This window comes from Treponema sp. R8-4-B8 (assembly GCF_054786175.1).
In genome coordinates, this window is sequence record NZ_BDHE01000423.1 from 1 (window position 1) to 440 (window position 440).

The following is a 440-nucleotide window of genomic DNA, read 5'->3' on the forward strand; positions in this document are numbered from 1 at the left end:
TGACATAAGAAGTTTTGGTGGAGGAGGAGAAACAAGGCGGTATATGGATATTACACCTTTAATGAATTATGATGAGTTTATTCGCATAAGTAACAGAATAGCAACTATCGGTCAAAGTATAATCTGTCTCTTATACACATCTAGATGTGCATAAGAGACAGTTATGGTATAGATAATCGTTAACCGTTTGCCGCCTTACGGCGGCTAAACTATGCAAAACCCATGTTTGGACGTTACCCCTTTGTTTCGAGGAGAAGAAAATGAAACAATATTTTAGAATAATGCTTGGATCGAAAAGCAAATATGCAGAAGATTGCTATCATGGCAACTTTATTGGGGCAGATTATGGCATAGGAGAAGATTTAACCAATAATTTACCTAATAATTGGAAAGAATTTAATCTAAAATATATTCCAATTTATTTTAAAAATCATTCTTGA

The 440-nt window shown here is 33.6% G+C and carries 1 protein-coding gene; it reads left to right on the top strand.

The genetic code is table 11. The features are described 5' to 3' along the window. The first annotated feature begins 260 nt into the window (after nt 1–260). Nucleotides 261–440, top strand: a complete 180-nt coding sequence (locus ACYVRA_RS09060) for a hypothetical protein (protein WP_461252379.1) — start codon at nt 261–263, stop codon at nt 438–440.